At 47.3% G+C, this 4,571-nt stretch carries 4 protein-coding genes; all 4 read right to left on the bottom strand.

Annotated elements, in window-relative coordinates:
• Positions 1-115 precede the first annotated feature (115 nt).
• The 4 genes from NG833_RS24200 to NG833_RS24185 all read right to left on the bottom strand — a co-directional run bounded on the left by NG833_RS24200 (position 116) and on the right by NG833_RS24185 (position 4,455).
• A complete protein-coding gene (locus tag NG833_RS24200; RefSeq protein ID WP_254567834.1) occupies positions 116-2,113 on the bottom strand; it encodes an ATP-binding protein in 1,998 nt (665 codons plus the stop codon).
• Positions 2,114-2,338, bottom strand: a complete 225-nt coding sequence (locus tag NG833_RS24195) for a hypothetical protein (RefSeq protein WP_254567833.1) — start codon at positions 2,336-2,338, stop codon at positions 2,114-2,116. It lies immediately after the preceding gene.
• 113 nt (positions 2,339-2,451) lie between these two features.
• On the bottom strand, positions 2,452-3,792 hold the full coding sequence (locus NG833_RS24190) for a DUF4255 domain-containing protein (RefSeq protein WP_254567832.1): 1,341 nt from the start codon (positions 3,790-3,792) through the stop codon (positions 2,452-2,454).
• 369 nt (positions 3,793-4,161) lie between these two features.
• Entirely contained in the window at positions 4,162-4,455 is a 294-nt protein-coding gene (locus tag NG833_RS24185; protein ID WP_254567831.1) for a hypothetical protein, read from the bottom strand.
• Positions 4,456-4,571: the final 116 nt, after the last annotated feature.

The raw sequence follows: 4,571 nt of genomic DNA, 5'->3' as shown, positions 1-4,571 counted from the left end.
CTCATTAGGAATTCTTTCCTAAAATCAGTGGAAGGATTATACCACAGATTACACAGATTTTCACAGATTCTCGTGATTTCTCTTGTTCTCTGTGCAAATCTGTGCAATCTGTGGTTCAAATCCACCCTTTAATTTCCATATCTGTCAAAGGTCTTTCTAATTTCATATATTCACTTTTTGACGCTTCGAGGATATGTTTCATCATCACGGGTTCGTTGGCGTCGGCGGCAATGAAGGCGGAGTTTAAGGCGATGTTGCGGATGTTTCCGCCAGCGACGTTGAGTTTACCTAGTTTGGGATAGTTTAAGCCTTGAGTTGGGGTTTGTTTGGGGAAGATGCGTCGCCAAATTTCTTGCCGTTGATTGGCGTCGGGGAAGGGGAATTGAATGACGAACCGGATGCGGCGGAGGAAGGCTTGGTCTAAGGAACTTTTGAGGTTGGTGGTGAGGATGGCTAATCCTCGATAGGCTTCCATGCGTTGCAGGAGGTAGGCGACTTCGATGTTGGCATGGCGATCGTGGGAGTCTTTGACTTCGCTGCGTTTGCCAAATAAGGCGTCGGCTTCGTCGAAGAGGAGGATGGACCCGCCTGCTTCGGCGGAGTCGAAGACTCGGCGCAGGTTTTTCTCGGTTTCGCCAATATATTTACTAATGATGGAACTGAGGTCGATGCGATATAGATCCAGGTGCAGTTCTTGGGCGATAATATCGGCGGCCATTGTTTTACCTGTACCACTCGCACCGGCAAACAGGGCGGTGATGCCTAATCCTCGGCCACTTTTGCCGCCAAATCCCCAGGCTTCGTAAACTTTGGCCCGTTGTCGGACATGGGCGATGATTTCTCGGAGGGTGTCTCGTTGGATGTCGGGGAGTACGAGGTCCTCCCACTGGCTGCCAGATTCGATGCGTTGGGCGAGGTCTTCCATGCGCGATCGCGCCTGGATGCGGCAAGTCTCCCACAGTTGGCTGCCGAAGTCGTTGCCGTTGTCGGTGGCAATTTTGTTGGTTCCTTTAGTTTTGAGGCAGGCAGCACGGATGGCGGGGGCACTGAGGCTAAAATGGGAGACTAAGGTTTCAATGTGACCGTTTAACTCGGCAGCGTCTGCACCGAGGGTATTCTTCCAGAGTTCCCGTTGTTCCTGGGATGAGGGTTGTTCGACTTCAAAGGTGATTAAGGGACGTTGCCGGGGATGGCGGCGATCGCGACTGGTAATCAGTAAGGGATTATTGTAGTTTTCGATAATTCTGGCGATCGCACTTTCTCGCGCTACATCATTGCTATCCACTTCATCACAATCTAATAGCAAGGCGCTGTTATTTAAAAATGCCTCTCTCTCCCATAACCGCATCAATTCGGTGATTTCCCCCAAGGCGATGGGAATGACATCCCCTGCCATAACGTGCAGATTCCAACCGATCGCGCTACAGACTGCCGAGGCGATCGCCCGCTTACTGGCAACATCACTGCCACATAATTGGACAATCGGCACCTTCCCCAACTCTTCACTCACCAGCATTCCCGCCACCTGTTCAGCTAAGTGCCGATGAGACCCACATAAACGGTCCATTTCCCCAACCTGGATGGGGATGCGGGCGACTGCTGCCACCAACCGTTCATCGGGATGCTCTATCCCGACTAAATAATGCAACACCCGTTCATCAATTCTCAGGGGACTCTGGGTGAGGGCATTCCCGACGCCAATCTCAATCAAGCGCCACCGGCGCAATGCTCCCACAGGGGTGAGTGCCATCCAATTCGGTGACGGTAAGATATCTAAAGCTAGATTAAACGTGGGATATTGGGCTTGAGCATCCCCTTGAGCAGTGGCACAGAGGTTTCCCCAAGTGCCATCCAGTTCCATCCCAGCGCATAACAACAGGATATCTTGCTCAAACGCCGATAACCCAAAACGCTCGCCCAGTTCGTCTAAACTCGGAAGCGTCTGCAAATCCCACCCGATTGCTTGTTCCTCAAGGGAAACAAATTCCGCCTCTGGATTCAGGCGTTGGATATGAATCTGTAAATAGGAACGAACCCGGGCGATCGCCGCCATCAAATACTCTTGATTGGCGATCGACCAACTTTTAGTCGAACTCCTTTTGACTCCAGACATTTATCCACCAATTTCTTTAATCAAACTTTCCAAATAACTCTGAGCTTCCTGGGGAGTCATCATCAACGCTTCCCCTTTCCGCAAAATTTCATACTTACCCCCCCGATATCCATGACCCACAATCAACCCCATCTTCACCGCTCGATTTCCCAATTCATTTAACTGATTGATACTCATCATATCAACCTCTTGATTCAGCCGTTTCTTCAATTCTTCTTCATTCATGATTTTGTCCTAAAAAATTATTTGTCCTTTGTCCTTTGTCCTTTGTCCTTTATTAATTGTTATTAGTTCATTCTCCATTTTTTATTGTCAATTTTCCATTGTCAATTTCCTCCTCACCGAATCACCATCTTAGGCTCAGTATAACTATTAAAATTAGGACTACTAGGGTCCGAATCCACATTCAAGATACTTTCCGCCCCATCCACCTGTAACCGAACCAAATACTCACCCGGTTTCACATTTTTAACCGGAATTGTCACCAACATCCCATCCCGATGGCGGTTGGGGGCTTCAAACATATAGGCAGCCGGATTATGAGCTGATTTTTCATTCAAAACTAACACAATCCGCTGCTGTTTGCCCAGAGTCAAATTGACCCGGACTTTAATTTGAGCCGATCGCACATCTTCGTCCTTTCCTGCCAATTTAGAAACCGTCACTTTCGTCACCACAGGACGCAAAATAAACGGAATGGCATTTGATTCTAAACTTTGGGAGAAAACTATCGGTTTGGATAAGGTTTGGGTCCCGGTTTCATGGCTCGATTCTCCCTGCCATCCGTTACCATTTTCTCGCCGAGATTCCGTCGAGATATGATGAATGACTTGGAGACTCTGTACTCCAGCTTTTAAAGAATTATCTGGCGTTAAAGACAGGGGAACTAATAGCTCAGTTTCATTGACGGATTGAGGCGTGATTTCTACCCCACTAATCCTCACCTTTGTCTGTTTATTGTTGAGGTTTTTACCCCGAATCAGGAGGGTACTATCGGCCAAAATTGGGTCAAATTTTCCCGAACGAGAGACCACTTGTTCTACCAGGGGGCGATTGACAAAAGGAATAACACCACTCAGAGCACGTTCGCGCACGGGTAAAGCGCGGTAAGCGGATTCTTCTCCTTCAATCATCACCACCGTTGCTTTATATACCAAGGAAATACTGTAAGGCGTTTGAAAAAAGACCGACCAAACTTTTGATAAATCTTCTAAGGATAAATCCATCGGACTAAAGCAAATTTCTTCGGTTTGGTCCGCCAAATTGGAATCGGTTAAATAGGGATAGCTAGAATCACCCAAAGTTTGGTAAATGGTTTCTCGGGTCAAGGTGGTGCGATCGCTCAAAATTTTCACCACACTGCCTAACAGTCGTTGCGGTTCTAATTCGGTTTCATTGCCGTAAAAACTGAGAATATAATGCAAATCTAATGCCGTCCGGGATTTCTTCGCCCCAGCATCCCGGGTACTCCGCATCCGGACTTCTGCATTCTTTTGCCACACCGGATTGAGGGAGACTTGGTACATATAGAGATTGACGCCCTTTTCAGGAGTCCCGCTGCCTAAATTATTGGGGCGAACGGTGGTGACTCTTGCACCATCTAAATCTAGTTGAACAGAAGATTGTAACATTCGTTGTAAACAGGCAGTCACGGTGGCAATAGCCAGATAATTGCTCATATTATTATGCACTCTGGGCTGATTTTAAAATGAGGATTGAGTTTAAACAGATTGTAGCTGCCAATTTTCAAATCTGAGCAGTTTACTCGCAATTGGGTGAATCGGGCTAAACTCATCAGATTGAGTTTAACACAACCGCTGGGGAAATTTTTGAGGAAAATAAGGCAGGAATTTTCTGAATATAACCGATTTAGAGGCAGCGGCTGACAAAACTTAAGCAAAGTTTAAATTTTGTCTATCCTGGAAAAATTGAGGTAAACTTTTCAGGGATACGGGGGTGTCAGATCGGGTTAGAAAAATGTGCCAATCGAGAGGCGATCGCCCCTGGGTAGTCTCAGATTAAAACAAGTCAGTTGTTGCGTCTTTAATTTATCCCTGGACGAGGAGGCAATTCCTCCAATTTGTCCGTTCCCAGACTAACTCAGGGAACGAGGAACGGATCAAGATTACCACTAAGGAGGCGATCGCACCCCGTTCACCCTCTTGTTGACCCACCAACGTTAAAATTAATAACCCAATGACATCGCCAAATATCAACCCCCCGACTGCTTCTGTCCCCGTGGTGACTGACCCTGATGTACTCTTGCAAGCGATGCTGACCAGTTTTAACCAAAGACTGGAAGCCATTGGGGAAAATTTAGGGTGTTCCAACAAATAAATCATCCAAATCCCGATGGTTAAGCACCTAACAAGACTGTATGACGCCGCGCAGGCGGGCTTTGTCCGTGTAGCCCCAGGCTTCAGCCTGCGGGTTTTTTGGGGATTTTATTTTTTGGAGT

Source organism: Oscillatoria sp. HE19RPO (assembly GCF_024220515.1).
Taxonomy (GTDB): Bacteria; Cyanobacteriota; Cyanobacteriia; order Cyanobacteriales; family Laspinemataceae; genus Laspinema.
Note: the sequence above shows the minus strand (reverse complement) of the source record. Positions and strands in the feature narration are given on the sequence as shown.